General features: G+C 56.8%; 18 protein-coding genes. 7 read left to right on the forward strand and 11 right to left on the reverse strand.

Annotated elements, in window-relative coordinates; all coding sequences use genetic code 11:
• Nucleotide 1: 1 nt before the first annotated feature.
• From fliS to JM656_RS16865, 7 genes are read left to right on the forward strand one after another with little or no spacing between them, the layout of a single operon-like run.
• Nucleotides 2-382, forward strand: coding sequence for a flagellar export chaperone FliS (fliS, locus tag JM656_RS16835; RefSeq protein ID WP_192611251.1), 381 nt, complete (start codon nt 2-4; stop codon nt 380-382).
• Complete coding sequence (locus JM656_RS16840; RefSeq protein WP_203358762.1) at nt 379-690, forward strand: hypothetical protein; 312 nt, start codon at nt 379-381, stop codon at nt 688-690. The genes fliS and JM656_RS16840 overlap by 4 nt, the downstream gene beginning before the upstream one ends.
• Nucleotides 687-1,838 carry a flagellar hook-length control protein FliK gene (locus JM656_RS16845; RefSeq protein WP_203358763.1) on the forward strand — a complete coding sequence of 384 codons (1,152 nt, stop codon included), beginning with the start codon at nt 687-689 and terminating at the stop codon, nt 1,836-1,838. Before JM656_RS16840 ends, JM656_RS16845 begins: the two co-directional genes overlap by 4 nt.
• A 36-nt stretch (nt 1,839-1,874) precedes the next feature.
• Nucleotides 1,875-2,330 (forward strand): flagellar basal body-associated FliL family protein, encoded by a 456-nt coding sequence (locus JM656_RS16850; protein ID WP_203358764.1) that lies wholly within the window; start codon nt 1,875-1,877, stop codon nt 2,328-2,330.
• Nucleotides 2,331-2,342: 12 nt separating this feature from the next.
• Nucleotides 2,343-3,074, forward strand: coding sequence for a FliA/WhiG family RNA polymerase sigma factor (locus tag JM656_RS16855; RefSeq protein WP_203358765.1), 732 nt, complete (start codon nt 2,343-2,345; stop codon nt 3,072-3,074).
• Complete coding sequence (gene motA, locus JM656_RS16860) at nt 3,074-3,931, forward strand: flagellar motor stator protein MotA (protein WP_203358766.1); 858 nt, start codon at nt 3,074-3,076, stop codon at nt 3,929-3,931. The genes JM656_RS16855 and motA overlap by 1 nt, the downstream gene beginning before the upstream one ends.
• Nucleotides 3,928-4,872, forward strand: coding sequence for a flagellar motor protein MotB (locus JM656_RS16865; RefSeq protein ID WP_203358767.1), 945 nt, complete (start codon nt 3,928-3,930; stop codon nt 4,870-4,872). The genes motA and JM656_RS16865 overlap by 4 nt, the downstream gene beginning before the upstream one ends.
• Before the next feature lie 166 nt (nt 4,873-5,038).
• Here the strand turns inward: JM656_RS16865 and JM656_RS16870 are convergent, their stop codons facing one another.
• The 11 genes from JM656_RS16870 to flgC are packed head-to-tail and all read right to left on the reverse strand — an operon-like array spanning nt 5,039 to nt 14,813.
• Nucleotides 5,039-6,118 (reverse strand): hypothetical protein, encoded by a 1,080-nt coding sequence (locus JM656_RS16870; RefSeq protein ID WP_203358768.1) that lies wholly within the window; start codon nt 6,116-6,118, stop codon nt 5,039-5,041.
• 3 nt (nt 6,119-6,121) lie between these two features.
• A complete protein-coding gene (gene flgL / locus JM656_RS16875; RefSeq protein WP_203358769.1) occupies nt 6,122-7,045 on the reverse strand; it encodes a flagellar hook-associated protein FlgL in 924 nt (307 codons plus the stop codon).
• 59 nt (nt 7,046-7,104) lie between these two features.
• Entirely contained in the window at nt 7,105-8,466 is a 1,362-nt protein-coding gene (gene flgK / locus JM656_RS16880; protein ID WP_203358770.1) for a flagellar hook-associated protein FlgK, read from the reverse strand.
• The gene (locus tag JM656_RS16885; RefSeq protein ID WP_203358771.1) at nt 8,463-8,954 is read right to left on the reverse strand and encodes a rod-binding protein; all 492 of its coding nucleotides are present in this window, start codon (nt 8,952-8,954) and stop codon (nt 8,463-8,465) included. The genes flgK and JM656_RS16885 overlap by 4 nt, the downstream gene beginning before the upstream one ends.
• A gap of 13 nt (nt 8,955-8,967) precedes the next feature.
• On the reverse strand, nt 8,968-10,071 hold the full coding sequence (locus JM656_RS16890; RefSeq protein ID WP_203358772.1) for a flagellar basal body P-ring protein FlgI: 1,104 nt from the start codon (nt 10,069-10,071) through the stop codon (nt 8,968-8,970).
• 2 nt (nt 10,072-10,073) lie between these two features.
• Entirely contained in the window at nt 10,074-10,757 is a 684-nt protein-coding gene (flgH, locus tag JM656_RS16895; protein WP_238929162.1) for a flagellar basal body L-ring protein FlgH, read from the reverse strand.
• 8 nt (nt 10,758-10,765) lie between these two features.
• Entirely contained in the window at nt 10,766-11,551 is a 786-nt protein-coding gene (flgG, locus tag JM656_RS16900; protein ID WP_203358773.1) for a flagellar basal-body rod protein FlgG, read from the reverse strand.
• A gap of 22 nt (nt 11,552-11,573) precedes the next feature.
• The gene (locus JM656_RS16905) at nt 11,574-12,311 is read right to left on the reverse strand and encodes a flagellar basal body rod protein FlgF (RefSeq protein WP_203358774.1); all 738 of its coding nucleotides are present in this window, start codon (nt 12,309-12,311) and stop codon (nt 11,574-11,576) included.
• On the reverse strand, nt 12,311-13,534 hold the full coding sequence (gene flgE, locus JM656_RS16910) for a flagellar hook protein FlgE (RefSeq protein ID WP_203358775.1): 1,224 nt from the start codon (nt 13,532-13,534) through the stop codon (nt 12,311-12,313). Before flgE ends, JM656_RS16905 begins: the two co-directional genes overlap by 1 nt.
• Nucleotides 13,531-14,358 carry a flagellar hook assembly protein FlgD gene (locus JM656_RS16915; RefSeq protein WP_203358776.1) on the reverse strand — a complete coding sequence of 276 codons (828 nt, stop codon included), beginning with the start codon at nt 14,356-14,358 and terminating at the stop codon, nt 13,531-13,533. Before JM656_RS16915 ends, flgE begins: the two co-directional genes overlap by 4 nt.
• A 23-nt stretch (nt 14,359-14,381) precedes the next feature.
• Entirely contained in the window at nt 14,382-14,813 is a 432-nt protein-coding gene (flgC, locus tag JM656_RS16920; protein WP_203358777.1) for a flagellar basal body rod protein FlgC, read from the reverse strand.
• Nucleotides 14,814-14,849 lie beyond the last annotated feature (36 nt).

Genomic DNA, 14,849 nt, shown 5'->3' on the forward strand with positions numbered 1-14,849 from the left:
CATGTTTGACAATGACAACCCGCTAATCGCCTATCGGCAGAATGCCGGGGCCGCCCGTATCGCCGCCGCCAGCCCACAGCAGCTGGTCGTCATCCTGCTCGATCACCTGCTCGACGAGCTGGATTATATCGAAAACTATATCGCCACCATGCAGCTCAACCGCAAGGGCGACAGCATCAGCAAGTGCCTGGAGATCCTGCATGTTCTGGACGCCAGCCTGGACATCCAGAACGGTGGGAAACTGGCTGAAACCCTGCACCAGCTCTACGACTTCTGCAGTCGCCGCCTTCTGACCGTCAACCTGCGCAATCAGCCAGAGCCTCTGCAAGAGGTACGCCGGGTGATTATTCCGCTCAAGGAAGGTTGGGAAGGTACCACGTGATAGACCGTATCAGAGAGCTGGGCGAGCAGTTGCTCGCCGCCATGGAAGCGAGGGCGGCAAAGCGTGAGTGGAAGGCATTAATTCAGTTGGATGGTCAGCTTGCCGATCTGTTACGCCGTCTCGGGCATCAGCCAGCCCTTAAAAACCAATTGCCAATGACCGAATGGCAGGCCCGTCATCGGCAGATAATCACCCAACTGGAAGCCCGCCAGACATGGCTGGGCGAGCGCCTGCGCGGCGACAGTGAATTGCGGGAAGGCAAACGCACTTATCGTGAAGTTCAGTTGTACGGAGGAGAAAAGCAGTGATTCAACCCACACCAGGTTTGCCCTACGGAAGCCAGGCTTCCCCTGCACCCGGAAGTTTCGTTGCCTTGTCCCAGGCAAGACCAGGGTCCCCTTTCCGCTTTGAGAACAACATGGGTTCCCCTGCGGTGGACGAGCTGATGGTGGAGATCGAACAACTGCGCAAAATCGCAGCGAATGAACCGGACCTGCTGGCCCGTCTGGATGACATGCTGGAAGCACTCCGCGCCCATGATCAGGGGAACAAAGATGCGCCCGCCAGGCTGATGGAAACGGTAAGCCAGATGTGGCAGCGCCCTCCTCAGGACCCCGCTGTCGTGGCGCAGTTACAGCAGGTTGTCTCCACACTGGAAAGGGCGCTGGCGGCAGAACCCAGGAGCGAATCCCTGATTGCGCAGCTACGAGGTATGCAGGCGATGCATCCCGCGCGCCTGAAGCAAGGCACAGAGCTGACCGTGGGCGAGCTCCAGAAACAGGCGCCGCATCAGACTGGCAAGCTCGCCAATGGCGCCCCCCTGGCCCCTCTACAGACGCAGGCGCTTCTGACACAGCCAAAACCAGACTCTCAGTTGCTCTCTTTGCTGAGTACGATGGCGCTGAATAGCGAACAGCTGAGTGAGCTGACAAGCCAGGTCCAGTTGCGCCAGACGCAGCCGTTGCTCCCCGTCGCGGCAAACACGATGAGTCGGCCGATGCCGGGCTCTGGCGGTCATGAGTTTTCCCCCCTGACCCTGGACAGACAGCCTTCCCTGTGGGCCGAGCAGATGCTGGCGCCGCTGGTAGACCGCCTGCGGGTACAGAACCACCTGGGGGTAAAACAGGCAACCCTGCGACTCGATCCGCCCGATCTGGGCAAACTCAATCTCCAGGTGCGAACCGAGGATGACAGAGTCTTTATCCAGATTTCGGCAACCAACCCGGCGGTCAGGGATCAACTGCTGCAATTAAGCGACAGGCTGCGACAGGATCTGCTGTCCGGACAGTCGTACAGCCAGGTCGATGTCGAAATCGGCCAGCACGGCGAGCAAACCGACGACCGGCAGACCAGCGACGATGATCAACATATTGCCCTCGCCGCCGAAGGGCACGATGAACCCGAGGCTCGCTCGCTCGCGACGACCTCCGATTATCATCTGGACACCTATGTCTGATTATCCTCTTTTCCTTTTATAACGAGACAGTTATCCATGGCAAAAAATATTATTATCGGCCTTCTTCTGGTGTTGCTGGCTGGCGGTGGTGGTTATTTCTATCTCGGTGGGATGGAAGGAATACAGAAATGGCGGGAGGCGTCTGCCACCAGCCAAAGTGAAGGCCAACCTGAACTGCAGCTCTATACCATCGAAAAGGTACTGCTAACCCTGCCGGAGGCAGGTCAACCCCGGCTGCATCACGCCCAACTTGATGTTGTGCTGACCAGCTTCGACCCCAAAACCGTCGCGACCCTGAAGAAACTGGATCCTCTGCTGCGCAATATCATCGTCGAGACGTTCTCCGACAAGACATTCGACCAGCTCAGAGAAATGAAAAATTTCAACACGCTGCAAAAGGATCTTCAGAGTGCGTTCGTGGTGGCGCTGGCCAGGTACAAGATCAACCTCGAACTGGTGGATGTGAAACTCAGTAAGATGGTCTTGCAATAACAGGTGGCCGTGATGTCGATGTTTGCCACCCACGATTCCGCGCTCTTCGAACAGTTCCAGGAGCGCAAACATATTGAAAGCGATCTGCTTCGGCAGTATCTCCCGCTCGTCCACAAGCTCGTCAACCAACTGCATAGCCATGCGGGTCCCATTATGGGACGAGAAGATATGATCCAGCTTGGGTTAATGGCGCTGCTGGATGCGCTGCGCCGTTATCCAGGACAACTGGACGCCGGATTTATCAGCTATTGCAAACAGAAAATCAGAGGCTCCATCCTCGATGAGCTAAGAAGACTCGACTGGCGTTCGCGCGGCGCCCGCCAGGAAGCCCATCGTCTCAACGATGCGACCCGCCTGCTGACCCAACAGCTCGGCCGCTCTCCCAAACCGGATGAACTGGCCGCAGAGATGGGTATCACCCTTGACGAATTGCGAACGCTGGAACAGGAGTCCCACGCGAATGCCTTGCAGAGTCTGGAGACGCTGCTTGAGCAAGGCGAGCATTGCCACCCCGCTGGCAGTGACACCACAGAACCCATGGAGAGGCAACGTTGGCTGGCACAGGCCCTTGGGCAACTGCCTGAGCCCGATCGGCTGGTGCTGAGCCTCTACTATCAGCATGAGCTGAACATGAAAGAAATTGCCGTCGTCATGCAAAGAACCGAGGCCCGCGTGTGCCAGTTGCATAAGCAGGCTATCTCGCGTCTGCAGGCGGTATTACAAAATGAAATGGAGTCGTACTGATGTTAAAAATTGTAGGCATCCTCGTGGTGCTGATCGCCGTCATCGGTGGTTATATCTTTGCGGGTGGCGCGATCCGCATGCTCTGGCAGCCCGCCGAATACATTATCATTCTGGGGGCGGCTGGGGGCGCCATGCTGCTGGCCAACGACAAGGAAGTGCTGAAAAGCATCTGCACCCAATGCAAGCGGGCCTTTGTGAAACATGATGATGGCGACCTGTATCAGCAGTTTATCCTGCTGACCATGGAGGTGCTGGAAAACACCAAGCGTCAGGGGCTTAAGTACCTGGACGAACACATTGAAAACCCGCAGGAAAGTACGCTCTTCGCCAAATATCCATTGATTCTGGATGAGATCCAGTTGGTGACTTTTCTCACCGACAACCTGCGTCTGCTCTCAATGGGCAGAATAGAAGGATACGAGCTAGAGGCCATCCTCGACAAAGAGATCGGCGCAATCGCCGAAAAACGGCTCTCCGCCTCTCAGGCGGTCGGCACGATTGCCGAAGCCATGCCGGGCTTTGGTATCCTGGCGGCGGTACTGGGGATTGTGATCACCATGGGCAACATCGATGCCGGTATTGTCATCGTCGGTCTCAAAGTTGCGGGCGCGCTGATCGGCACCTTCTTCGGTATCTTCATGTGCTACGGCGTACTCAGCCCGCTGTCTGAAGCCATGAAAGCGACGGTCGAGCGCGATATGACGCTGCTCTACGCCTGCCGCGAGGTCCTGATCAACTTTGCTGCCGGTAAATCCCCGTTGATGTCCATTGACGCCGGTCGCCGCATGATCCCAGAAAAATACAAACCCACCTTCGCCATCATGGAAAGCTGGATTGAAGAGGCCAAGGCGCAATGACCGAAAAAAGCGATTCCGATAAGAGACGCAAAGGGTCGGTCATCATCAAACGGGTGACCAAAGTGAGCAGTGGTCAGCATACCGGAGCCTGGAAGGTCGCCTTTGCCGACTTCGCCATCTCCATGATGGCGCTGTTCCTGGTGCTCTGGATCATGGGGGCGACGACGGAAAAAGAGCGCAAGCAGATGGCGGAAGCCGTGGCCAGCAACAAGATAGTGGAACTGGACGGCGCCTCTGCGTTGCTGGAGGGGGCTGGCGGCAACTCTGTGCTGGAGGAGACCGTGACCTCATCATTGCCCTCGACGGAAGAGGAAGAAGAGACGCCAGAGAAGGCAAACGAGAACAAGATTAAGGAGGCTCTCGCCAGACAAGCTTCCTGGTACGAATCTCAGGCGCAGCTTGGCCAGTTGGCTGAAGACCTGTCCAGCACGATCCAGGCGATGAAAGTCAGCGACAGCGTCGTTATCGAAGTGGTTGAGCAAGGGGTGAGAGTCCGTTTTCAGGATCAGGCCAAAAAGCCACTGTTCGCCAGCGGAAGCCGGGAACTTAGCGGCTATTTTGTCAAGATATTGCGCTCTCTCGCGCCGGTCTTCGCGAAGATCAACAACCGGGTGATGATCACGGGCCACTCCGATGCCACGCCGCTCAACAATGCCTTTTATTCCAACTGGGAACTGTCCACAGAGCGCGCTATCACGGCACGTCACGTGCTGGCACAAAATGGCATGAAGCCGGAGCAAGTGATCCAACTGGCGGGCTATGCCGATACCATGCCTATCCAGGACAAAGATCCGTTAGATCCGGTCAACCGCCGCATTGAGATATTGATCCTGACCGAAAAAGGGGAAAAAGAGCTGAAGAAGATGTTCAGAAACAGCGCGGCCCCGATTTCCTCCGGGACTCCCTCTTCTGCGCCAGCCACACCGCAGGTTAAACAGTGAAAACCGGGTTATGCGCAGCGGATAAAAATGTACCCTGAACCCGCATCCCAGCGGGTTCTCCCGGCGTTACGGAAACACGTCGGCAATTTTCAGCCGGACTCTTCCCACACCAGGCCTATTGTGCGATTAGCGCACCTTTAAGCAGCCAAACGGAAATCACTGAAAGTCAGGGTTCTTCTCGCCAGCGCTCGCCGACGGCCAGGATGTTCTGTACGGTGCCCCGCTGGACATTAGCCTGGGTGGTGAACAACACCAGCGGATGAGATGACTCCTTATCAAAGCTGGACATCACATGGGTCATCAGGGCATCGAGTTCATCCGTGCCCAAATCGTTGGGCTGTGCCTGCAATTGCCCCATCCATTGACTCTGCATCTGCTGCAACAGGAAGAAGTGCGACTCTATCTCACGGCCCAGACGACCGATTCGCCCCTGGGCCAGGGTGAGATCCTCTTCATTGCCTAACTTCCAGAGGCCGATTTCTCGCCAGGAGATATCAGGTTCCAGCTGCAACTTAATCGGCTCCCCCGTCGGAATGCGGACGCCCCCACCCCGGACGTAGAGCTGTCCGTTGACCGCCTTCCACTGCTCGATCGGCACACTAAACACCAGCCCACCCTCTTCACCGGGTCGCGAGCGGATCCCCAGTCGCGCAAATGCGCGGCCAATCTGGCGGATGCGGACATCCAGCAATGAATCTCCCTTAATGCTAAGTCCGGCACGCACCGGGCGCCCCCCCAGTAATATCAGCTCAAGGTGCTCATCACGCCCCGCAGGCGTCAGCAGGTTCAGGCCAGGAATGGAAAACTCCCGGATATCCTGATAACCGAGTAGTGCCGGTCGAATCCCCTGGGTCAACAGACGCAGGCCGTGATAATGAGTCTGGAACGGGATCCGGGCCACTAACCGCTTCTGCTCCTGTAACTGGTTCGTCCAGCCCTTGAAGGAGCCTGCTTCTCTGATGGCGGCGAAGAGCTGCAACATATCGCGCAACCCCTGTCTGACCAGCAACAGCGCGCGCAGGGTTATCTGCACCGCCGTCGCCTGCTGCTGGAGAGACCCCACCTGCGCCCAAAAACGGTGTAAATCATAGCGTCCCGGCAGAGGGCGTAATAGCGGAGCAGGCAGTTGCTCCAGCTCCGGGCCTTTTCGTGATTCTGTTACAGGGGAGCCCAGAGGCGTCGTAAAACGGCGCCTCTGAAGCCCGTCAAGCTGACCGGTGCGTGGGGTAGTATTAGCAACCTTCATGCATTACATCATCTGGAATAAATTCATCTGAGACATATCCAGATAGGTTTTCTGTACCGCCTGCAGGGCGACCATCGATTCGGTGAGGTCCATCGCTGCCTTTGCGTAATCCAGGTCGCCAAACTGCCCCTGTAACTGTTGGTTGAACATCAAAACATCGGTGTGAGAGAGCTGCATGTCGTCGACCATGTTCATGCGTCCCCCCAGTTCAGCAAGCTGCATGTTAATCGCATCCTGAAAATCACCGACGGCAGTCAGCAGGTCATCAGACGCCTGGGCAACCTGCTCCGGAGTGGCGTTAGGATCGCGCAGCACTTCCACCGTATCGTCGATGGTGTTGAAGATGTCATTACCGCTGCCGAAAAGCTGATCAAACGGGCTGAAGGCCGCGTCGATACTGGTACCTTCACCCACCGGCACCGGACGCGTGCCGTTATCGCCCTTATAGACCCAGGTGGTTTCACCGGTCACCGGATCGGTCTCTTCAACCAGAGGGGGTTGATCGGTCACATTACCGCCAAACATATAGAAACCGGTCGGCGAAGTGCCATTGAACTGCATCGCCAGCGCCTCGTTGAGCTCTTCCAGTTCGGCGGCATACGCCTCCAGTTCTTCCGGCGAGGCTGTACCAGAACCAATATTGATCGCTATCTCCGTGACCCGATCGCAGATAGAGTTCATCTGGGTCAGATAGCTGTCGGCCGACATGAAAATGGACTCAAGATTATTGAGGTTGTCCATATAGGTGTTGATCTGGTTTTCACTGTGGCGCAGATCCTGAATGGCGCGGGCCGCCAGAGGATCGTCAGAAGGGCGCAGCATGCGGTTGCCGGTGGCCATCTTCGCCGCTGTCTCATAGTAACTGACATTTGATTTGACCATCGCACTGTACATGGTCGTGTTCATCATGTTGGTACTGACACGCATAGGAGTTTCTCACAAGAGAGTTCTACGCTTCCCCCGCCGTCAGGCCGGAGAAGACGCCATTAGAACATGTTCAGAATAGTGGAAAATAACTCATCGCTGGTGGCTATCACCTGGGCATTGGCGACATAGTTCTGCTGATACGTCATCAGGTTCATCGCCTCCTCATCCATACTGACCCCGCTGACCGATGACCAGGAATAATAGGCTTGCTCCATGGTGGTCAGTGCCATCTCGTAGGCTTCACGCGCACTGGACGCGGCGCTGGCGACATGACTGTAGACCGCGTTATAGCTGTCGTTGAAGGTGTAAGAACCTCCCCCGAGTGAGTCAAACACAAAGGCCTGGCTCTGTACGTTAAGCATGTTTTGCAGGTTGCTGTTGTCACCGGCACCGCTGGTCGGCGAGGAAGCAAAGGCCAGATCCGCATTGGTAAATCCCTCGGCCAGGGCGATGGTGCCTGCCGGATCCGCCGGATCATAGGTGAACATCGGTTTGCCCGGATTGCCGTTGAGATCGTAGCCGACCACTTGCCAGCTATTGATGGCGTCCGCGAACTCCTGCGCAAACTCGTCGACATAAGCCTGCGCGGGAATCAACTCTTCCTGATAGTACTCGTAGGTCGCGCCCAGCGCGCCGCCGATGTCCGGATTGAGATAATAGACATCTTCACCAAAACGCAGCTCCAGCTTTCCATCGGAAGGCTGGGTGCCGGAGGTAAAACCGAGGGTCGCGGCCTCTCCCTGACTGACCAGCGGCTGCCCCTGAGGCAACGTGACCTGGATGGTGCCGTCACCACAGTCAATCACGCTGATATCGAGCATTTCGGAGAGCTGCAGCACCGCGACATCGCGCTTATCCTGTAAGGCGCTGACATCCTGTCCCGATGCCATTCCCTCCTGAATCTGCATGTTTAAATCGGCAATCTGTTGGGTGAGCGAGTTAACTTCCTTCACCATCGACTGCATCGACTTGTTGACCTGTTCGAGCTGGTTTTCCAGGTTACCGTTAATGTTGTGCATCTGGTTGCACAGCTCGCGGGACGTATTCAGTACATCCTCACGCAGGGCCGTGTTACCGGGGTCCGCCATACAGGCGCTGAGCGCGGCGAAATAGCCGTCTAATCCCATCCCCAGATTTCCACCGTCGGTCGCGAAGGTGTTCTCCAGGGCCAGCATATAGCCCGCATAAGCGCCGCTATAGCCGACTTCCGTACCGGCATCCCAGGCCTGTGCCACCAGATACTGATCGGAGATCCGCTGTACGCCATCGATACTCACGGTACCGTCTGCATTGGAAGTCAGCGCCAGGGTATGTCGGCTGTAACCCGGCGTACTGGCATTGGCGATATTACCGGCAGTGACGTTCAGCCAGGCCTGGGATGCCTGCAAGCCGGACATCCCGATCTGCGTCATGTTGCTCATGATGTTTTACTCTCGCTACCCACTCGGTTGATAAAGGGATGGTCCTGACTGGCATCCATGAGAGACACGCTGGCATAGTCATTCAAACCTTCTTCTACCACCCTGCCCGATGCGTCCTCTTTCCCTTTAAGGGCGACATTATTCTCCGCCGACTTAAATGCCGTCGTCAGTTCGCCCTGCTGCTGGGTCTGGCTGAACTGCCTGACGAGCATTTCAGCCAGACCAAACTGCCCCTGGGCGCCCAGTTGCTGAGCGAGTTGTTCATCACCCAGTTCACGATAAAAACGCTGGGTGTCGCTTGAAAACGGCGAATCTTCTGCCGCCAGGGCATCGGTGGCATCGCGCATATGCTTGAGTACCGTCTTGAGAAAATGCGTCTCAAACAAGGAAGCCGCCTGCTCCAGAGCCTCCTGCGGATTCTCCTGCTTAATCTGGTTGAGGGATTGCAGGTCGTAGTAGGCTTTCTCGGATTGCTCGATAGACTTCATGTTATTCACCTTGTTATATGACGATAAGGTCAGCATCTAACGCGCCAGCTTTATCAAGCGCTTGCAATATGGACATCAAATCGCTGGCGGTGGCACCCAGTTCATTCAACGATTTGACAATCTTGTCCAGCGACGTCCCTTCGGGCATCACGGTTATCCGTGATTGTCCTTCGGTCATGTTCACCGTAGAGCGGCGCACCTTCTCCGTGGTTCCCCCTGCCAGCGCATTCGGTTGACTGACCCGGGTATCTTCACTTATCGCCACCGTCAGATTGCCATGCGTGACCGCCGCCTTTTTCACATAGACGGTATCGCTCATCACCACGGTACCGGTACGACTGTTCAGGACAATGCGGGGGCGCTGGCGCCCTTCCTTCACCTGAATTTCTTCCAGCATCGCCAGGAAACTCACCCTGGCACTGGGGTCGCTCGGCGCCTTGACCCGCACCGAACCGGCGTTGTAGGCCGAGGCAATCCCACCACCAAACCGGGCGGTGATGGCCCCTTCGATATTGCGGGCCAGATTGAAGCTCGGCGTCTTCAGGTTCAGGCTGACATAAGCATTTCCGGTGGGGCTGGTAGGCACTGCTTTTTCCACCACCGCACCACCTGGAACCCTGCCGACGGTCGGCACATTCACCGTGACGCTGGAGCCATCGCTGCCTTCTGCAGAGGCGCCCCCAACGACCAGGTTGCCCTGCGCGAAGGCGTAGACTTCACCGTCCACACCGTAGAGGGGGGTCAACAGCAGCGTGCCTCCCCGCAGGCTCTTGGCATCCCCCACCGAGGAGACGGTGATGTCGATGACCTGGCCGGGCGAGGTAACATTGCTGATCTCAGCATGGATCGACACCGCCGCGACGTTTTTGGTTTTGGCCTGGTCCTCTTCCTGGATCCCAAACTGGCGCAGCATGTTGCTCATGGATTGCGCCGTGAAGGTCACCTGGTTGCGATCTCCTGAACCGTCCAGGCCGACGACCAGCCCGTAACCCACCAGCTGGTTTTTCCGCTCCCCGCCGATTTCAACCAGATTAAGCAGCGGTGTGGATTTGGTCTGCGCAAACGTGGGCAACAGGGCCAGCCAACATAACAACACTATGCGTATGCTCTGTCTCATTTTCAGAATGGACTCAAAGGACTATAGAAAAACTTGGTCAGCCAACCCGGATTGTTGCTGTCGGACATGGTGCCCTCGCCGGAATAGCTGATACGGGCATCCGCCAGACGCTGGGAGGAGACACGGTTCAAGCCATCGATGTCCTCAACGCGCACCAGGCCACTCAGACGGATATACTCATCGCCCTGATTAAGCTTGAGCCACTTCTCGCCCCGCACATGCAGATTGCCGTTAGGTAATACGCTGGCAACGACCACGGTGATTGCACCCTGCAACGAGTTCTTCTGGGAACTCTGCGCGCTGCCATCGAAGTCGCGATTCGCGTTGATACTCCCCTTGAAATTTTTAGGGCTAAACGAACTGCTGCTCGCATCGGCCCCCACAGAGACATCGCTGTTTTTGCCATAACTGGTGTCGGCCTGCTTACTGGACGATGTTTTTTCATCCAGGGTGACTGTCAGCATATCGCCGACCCGGTAGGCGCGCCGGTCCTGAAACAGCGTCATCACGTAGCTACGGTTGTACAGGGTGCCCTGGCTCGCATAAGTGACCGGCTGAGGCGTCAGTTGAGGAGGCGCATAATTCTCCTCTTCCACCTGTTTTTTCGAGTCAAGGGAGGGCATAGTGCACCCCTGTATCAACAGCCCCATCATCACCACGGCGCACCATTTTGGCCAATTGCTCATGTTATTCCTTACAGCATCCGGTTGAGGGTTTGCAGCATCTCATCGGCGGCTGTCATCACCTTGGCATTCATCTCATAGGCTCGCTGAGTGGCGATCATGTCGACCATTTCCTGCGCCACGTTAACGTTGGCGCCTTCCAGCGTCCCCTGCTTGATGATCCCAAAATAATCTTCGCCCGGAACACCTTCGTTGGGCGCGCCCGAGCCCTGAGTCTCGATGTAGAGGTTCCCACCGATAGGCTCCAGTCCGCCTGGGTTGATGAAACTAGCCAGCATGATGTTCCCCAACTCTTCCGGCTCGGCAGAACCCGCAACGACTGCCGACACGGTCCCGTCGGTGCCGATACTGATCCCCGTCGCATTCTCAGGGATCGTGATCTGTGGAATCAGGGGCAAGCCAGAGGCATTCACCAACATGCCATCGCTGTTGATATGGAACTGACCATCACGCGAGTAAGCCGTGGTGCCGTCCGGCATCTCTATCTGAAAGAAACCCTTGCCGATAATGGACGCATCGGTTTCTGCCCCTGTGGTGAGGGCCGTCCCCTGCAAAAACATCTTTTGGGTGCCAATGACCTGAACACCCGTACCAATCTGCAAACCGTTCGGACGCTGGTTCTGAGAATCCATCTGCGCGCCCGCCTGGAACTGCTTCTGATAGAAGAGATCGTTGAATACCATTCGATCCTTCTTAAAGGCGATGGTGTTCACGTTGGCCAGGTTGTTGGAAATCGCCGTCATTTTGGCGTCCTGGGCCGTCAGACCTGTCTGACTAACAAAAAGGGTACCTTGCATTACTTTCTCACTTAATTAGTTATCAGGCGGGCCTGATGAGACGGGTCGACGCCTGGCTGAGCTCTTCTGCGGTTTTCATCATCTTCACCTGCAGTTCAAACTGCCGACTGGTGGTGAGGATGGCGACCATCTCTTCGACCGGATTGACGTTACTGGCCTCGAGGAAACCGCTCGCGACCGCCACCGTATCATCCGCAGGCAGGGCGGCGGCGGCAGTCCGGGGACGGAAGAACCCTTCCGTGTCCTTGACCAGATTCGTCACTTCCGGCTTCACGCGTTTGAGCGTCGCCACTTCCAGCAACACCTCGCCCCCGGAATCGGGAACGACGCTGACCCGTCCCTGCTCGGTGATGCTGATCGACCGGTAATCGGGGATCTCAATCTGCTGACCATCCATATCGAGGACCGGGAATTGCCCCAGCATCAGGATGCCCTGCTCATTGATATGCATGCTGCCAGCCCGGGTGTAGCGCTCCTGACCATTGACCTGTACGGCCAGCAGTCCCTCACCACGAATGCCGACATCCAGTTCATTGCCCGTGTGCTCAAGCACCCCGGGTGAAAACTTGCTCCCCACCCCCATCGGGACCGCGATATGGCGAGTGGAAAAGCCGTCGCCGCCCACGGCGTAGCTGTGGGCCCGCTCATAATCGGCGCGAAACCCGGTGGTATTGACGTTGGCAAGGTTATTGGCGTGCACCTGCTGAGAGAGCATGCTGCGATTCGCCCCGCTCATGGCGGTGTAGATCAGCTTATCCATCAGATGGCCTGCATCAGCACTTGATCAAGCTGGCTCTGTACCGCGATGGCCTTGGTGTTAGCCTGATAGTTACGCTGCACTTCCATCATGTAGACCATTTCACCCGTGACGTTGGTAGAGGAGTTCTGCAACGACTGGGACTCAATGCCGCCATAAACCCCCGTGCCTGGCGTGCCGTACAGCGGCATACCGGAGGTCGAGGTCTGGGTCCAACTGGTATTGTCTGCCACGGCGAGCGCTTCCGGGTTCGGGAACGTCGCCAGCACGATTTGCCCCTGCAGCATCGTTTCACCGTTAGAGTAGGTCGCATAAATATTGCCGTACTCATCGACCGTCACACCGGTCTGCTCGCCCGACGGATAACCGTTGGAGGAGTTCAATTGGTTACTGAACGGCGCCGCATATTGGGTGGTTTCGCTCAGATCGACATCGATGGTCAGCGTGTTGGCGCCCTCAAGCAGAGGATCGCCAGCAGGAATACTCAGGGTAAAATTGCCGCCGGAAACCAGGTTGCCGTTCGCGTCGAACTGCAGGGTTTGTGGCCCGGCAGGCGTACAAAAGTTATTCGCATCCTGACCATCCACATAGACCTGCACTTCCCAGGTACCGTCCGCCGTCTTGGTATAGTACTGAGAGACGGTGTGCTGGTTGCCCATTGAGTCATAGACCACCGTCGAGTTGGTGCTGTGATAACTGTTAGGATCGGAAGGGTCGAAAGTGGTGGTCGCACGGTCGATCGGCTCTGCACTCTGATCCAGGTTCATCCCCAGATCCACTTCGCTGGTTGACTGGGGAGGCATTGAGCCGTTATCCAGCTGCAGATCGTCCAACTGACCGGTCATCACGTTGCCGTTTTCATCGACCGGGTAGCCCTGTACCCGGTTGCCGTTGCTGTCGACGATGTAGCCGTCTTCATCCTGATGGAAGTTACCCGCGCGGGTGTAATAGACCTGACCGTCGCTCCCCTGGGTGATGAAGAATCCATCCCCGGTAATCGCCATGTCGAGGTCGCGCCCGGTGAAGGTCGTGGTCCCCAGTGCGGAAAAGTTTTGGGTGGTATAGCCCGACGATACCCCCGCAGCCTGACCTCCCGCGTAAAGTGCCGAGAAGGTGGTGGTGGATTCCATGTAGCCCACGGTTGCGGCGTTGGCGATATCCATGCTGATGGTGTTCAGGCTCTGGCTGGCGGCATTCAGACCGCTTACCGAGATTGCATAACTCATAGTCTTTTACCCTCTGTCGTTTCGTCTCCACCTTGCGTGGGAGGAGCGCTAATCTTCGAAATATCAAACAACGGCACCATGCCGACACCCTCAACATCCAGCATTAAGCCTTCCTGACCCTTGAGGGTCACGGAGTTCACGACGCCACTGAAATAGGTCGGTGTAGTGCTAATTTCATCGCCGATCACCGTCTCGGCTTCGATACGGTACTCACCTTCGGGCAGGCCCAGAACGTTGCCATCCAGCACAAATGCTTTCTCGCCAGCCGTCTGTGGCCCCAACGTGACGGTGCCGACTTCCGCATCAAACTCGTCATAAATTCGGATGCTAACGTTGTCGTAATCCTTATCCAGCACCAGTTCCCCTTCCAGCAGGGTATCGGGACCGAGGGTCACGGTGTCATCAGGCGCCGTGACCGTGTTGCCGATCAACTGCTCCGTCGAGACCACCAGGTTGTTTTCTGCCACCGCGTAGAGCGCGTTCATCGTCATTCGCATGTATTCCATGCTGGTCACCTGGGCGAACATCGCCATCTGGGTAACGAACTCGGTACTGTCGACGGGGTTAGTGGGGTCCTGATAGGTCAACTGCGCCAGCATCAGGTCGACGAAGACGTTCGCCACCTGAGGCGGTTGGGTCGCCTCCTCCGAGCCAGAACCCTCCGTTGGTTGCTCAGGATCTTCCGGGGTGGATTCCGTTACGGCGGCGGTCGGCGGTGTTGTGGCGGCCTGGGCACCAGGCGCGCTCATGGGGGCAACCATGCCGTTGACCTGCGACAGCATGTTCTGAGCGCCCGGCAAGCGATTACCCGGATACGTATTCACAGGGTTGAAACCCGCCAGATTCATCAGACCCTATCTCCCAGACGCAGCAGGCTTTGTTGCATGCTCTTAGCCTGATTCAGCATCTCCACATTGGCTTCGTAGTTACGCGAGGCGGCAAGCATGTCGGCCATCTCCTCCACCACATTGACGTTGGAGTAGTAGACATAGCCCTCGGCGTCTGCCAACGGATTATCCGGCTCGTGACGCTTTTGTACGGGCTGATCCGTCTGGACTATTCCCTGAACCCCGACGCCGGCTGAGGCGGCGCGCTCGGTGACATTCAACGTGGGATCGTTGTAAATCGTGCTAAACACGGGCTTCAGGGAGCGATAAGCCCCGGCTTCGCTGCCGCTGACTGAGTCGGCATTGGCCAGGTTGCTCGAAATGGTATTGAGCCTCAGGCTGTTCGCGTTGATGGCCGTACCCGCAATATCGTAAATTTTTCCGAAGGACATGGCGTGTTTCTGTCTCGTCTTATCTGTTTAATGTTG

This window comes from Citrobacter sp. R56, assembly GCF_016811995.1.
GTDB lineage: Bacteria > Pseudomonadota > Gammaproteobacteria > Enterobacterales > Enterobacteriaceae > Citrobacter_D > Citrobacter_D enshiensis.